3 protein-coding genes are annotated in these 2,655 nt (G+C 69.2%); all 3 read right to left on the bottom strand.

Annotated features, from left to right (window positions below; translation table 11 throughout):
• Positions 1–272 precede the first annotated feature (272 nt).
• The gene (locus tag ACWCQM_RS40840) at positions 273–1,193 is read right to left on the bottom strand and encodes a methyltransferase (protein WP_450920126.1); all 921 of its coding nucleotides are present in this window, start codon (positions 1,191–1,193) and stop codon (positions 273–275) included.
• Between the two features lie 180 nt (positions 1,194–1,373).
• Positions 1,374–1,655 carry a hypothetical protein gene (locus tag ACWCQM_RS40845; protein WP_450920127.1) on the bottom strand — a complete coding sequence of 94 codons (282 nt, stop codon included), beginning with the start codon at positions 1,653–1,655 and terminating at the stop codon, positions 1,374–1,376.
• Positions 1,656–1,733: 78 nt separating this feature from the next.
• Complete coding sequence (locus ACWCQM_RS40850; protein WP_450920128.1) at positions 1,734–2,204, bottom strand: hypothetical protein; 471 nt, start codon at positions 2,202–2,204, stop codon at positions 1,734–1,736.
• Positions 2,205–2,655: the final 451 nt, after the last annotated feature.

Raw genomic sequence — 2,655 nt, forward strand, 5'->3', positions numbered from 1 at the left:
CGTCGTCTTTCCACCTGGGCGGTCCAGCGCGCCCTGGGCGCTGGCGAGGGGCCTGGGGGCGAGAAGCCCCCAGCACCCGGCCGAAGGACGGGTGCACCACCACGGCGCTGCGCACCGGGCTGCGCCCCGACGCCGGAGCCGGCGCCCACGGCGCTGCGCCCCGGCGGCGCTCCGCGCCCGGCCCGGCCACCCCCGGCCGGCCGCCGCCCACCGCGCACCGCGCACGGCGGGAGCGGCCCGTACGGCGGGGGTTCCGCCGTACGGGCCGCCGGTCAGACGTCGAACAGTCCGATGGTGCCAGTGGCGGCGTCGTCGCCCACGTCGAACATGGCCACCTGTGCCGCCTTCGGGCGGGTGCTGAAGTCGGTGGCACCCATGCCGGTCCAGTCACGGGACGGCTGGGGCTCGGGGGCCGGTCGTGCAGCCGGGGCGGTGCCGGAGTGGTGGGCGTTCGTGTAGTCCGCACGGACGATCTCGGTTCGCGGCGCGGCGTCGCGCCACTCGTCGAGGTAGTGCGAGGTGTCGATTCCGACCGTGTGCCCCAGCGTGATGCCGGTCTGCCGCTCGAACCGGTTGTACGCATCGGTGCGCTCCTCGGTGAAGCTTGTCCGGCCGCTGTAGCGGAAGGGGGCCATTTCCTGGGGGACGATGAACACGCCCCTGCGGGCGACGGTCGCAGCGATGTCGATGACGTGATACTCGAATCGTCCGCCGGTGTAGCGGGGTGCGGTGCGGCCACCCCGGGCGACGGCTCCGTACGGCGGGTTCCCGATGGCGGTATCGAACGGGCCTCCCAGGTCCATGCCGGGGACGTCGAAGACGTCGCCGAGAATCCATGTCGCCTCGGGCAAGACCTTCTTGCCGACGCGGACGTACTCCGGGTTCCGCTCGACGCAGACCAGTTCGCGCGGCTGCTCGTTGTTCAGGCGCTCCCAGTCGGTGTCTCGGCAGGCGAAGGCGAGGCGGCCGATCCCGGCGCACAGGTCGATGACGCGCTTTCCGTTGACCTCGATGGACATGTCACGCGCGAGTCCGTCCGGGGTGAAGAACGCGCCGTCGAGGCGGGCGTCTGCGGTTTCCATGTAATGGTCGATGACGAATTCCCGCTCGGTGAGCGTGAGGTCCCGGTCCAGGTCCACCAGCGCGAGCGCCTTGCGGTGCTGGGTCGCCTGCTCGGTAGTCAGCTTGGCCATGGGGTCCGCCTTTCGGTTCGGGTTTCGAGTGGTGTTGGTCGGGGTGCCACCCCCTTCCAACAAGCTAAATATTACCAGCATTGAGCCGGATTCGGAAGCCGTAAAGGGCTCCTGAACAGGGGATTTCTGGGACTTGCCGGGGTCCCGGGCCGGGCCGCGCTGGCCCGGCCCGGGACGGGCCTAACGGCGCTCGGGGGTGTAGGTGCGGACGACTTCCAGCACCCGGAAGATGCCCTGTCCGTCTCGGCGGACCTTGGCCAGCGTGTAGGGCTTGGGCTCGCCGTCGCGCAGCATGGTCACGCCGGGCCTGGCGGCGTCCTCCGGGGACTCCGGGAGCGGGATGCGCTCCCAGTGGGAGCCGAGGACGGAAAGCCATTCGCTGTCCAGGAATCCCCACGCGTACCCCTCGGCGCGGGAGCGGTCAGGGTGGAACACGTCCTGCGGATAGATGTCTGACGCCATGGTGCGTTTCTCCTTGAACGGTTTCGAGTTGCCGGGGCGGCGGTGCCATCCGCCGCCCCGGCGGGGTGGAGAGACCCGTCAGCCGTTGAAAATCTCGCTCAGCTTCTTGGTCGCGTGGATGATTCGCCCCTGCTTGTCGATTCGGTAGACGTCGAATTCGGCACGGACGTAAAGGGCGATGTCGTGGGCGCAGTACCACTTGCGCTCGCCGGAGACCTGCACGAAATACTTACCGGAAAGGTGGCATCCCGTCTTGGTGCTGAATTCGCAGCGCGGGCGGCGGACCAGCGAAACGCGCTCCCGCTTCAGGAGCACAAGGGCGTCAGTCCAGACGTTGCGCTTGCACGAGCGGCAGACGCGCATTCCCCATTCCACGCCAGCGGCGCGCGCGTCCTCGTACGAGGCGTAATATTCGTCGGCTACGACGTATTCGCACACCGTGTTGGCACAGTCCCAGTTGGCGCATCCGCCGGTCCAGTAGCCGGGCGTCTGCGCGGCCTTCTCGCGGAGCTGCGTTCCGATCTGGGCGGTGGTGAGCTTCGCGGTCATGTCGTCTGCCTCCGTGTGGTGCGGGTTTCGAGGGGTTCTCGTTGTCCGGGGTGCCACCCCCTTCCAACAAGCTCAATATTACCAGCATTGGACCGAATCACCTAGTGGAAAAGGGGGTCTGACCAGGGTTTTTCCCGGAAGTTCCACGATCTTTAAGAGGGCGTCCGGGCCCCGCCGACCCCCCTCCTTGCCAGCCGCTTTTCCCTCCCCCGACCCCGGGCCGGCCCGCACCCGTCGACGTCGCGCAGCTCCTCCTGGCCCTCCTCGACCTCAGCCCATCGCGTCCACCACGACGGCGCCGGCGGACAACAACGAGACCGCTCTCCTCGCCCCGGCCACAACGGACTTCAGCCCGTCCCCCGGTCCCCGGGGGGCGGGCGTCCGGAGGAGCCCCCCGGGGCTTCGCGCAAGGAGCGAAGCGACGCAGCCCGCGCGCAGCGCGGGCCGCAAT

It is taken from the genome of Streptomyces sp. NPDC002125 (genome assembly GCF_053593715.1).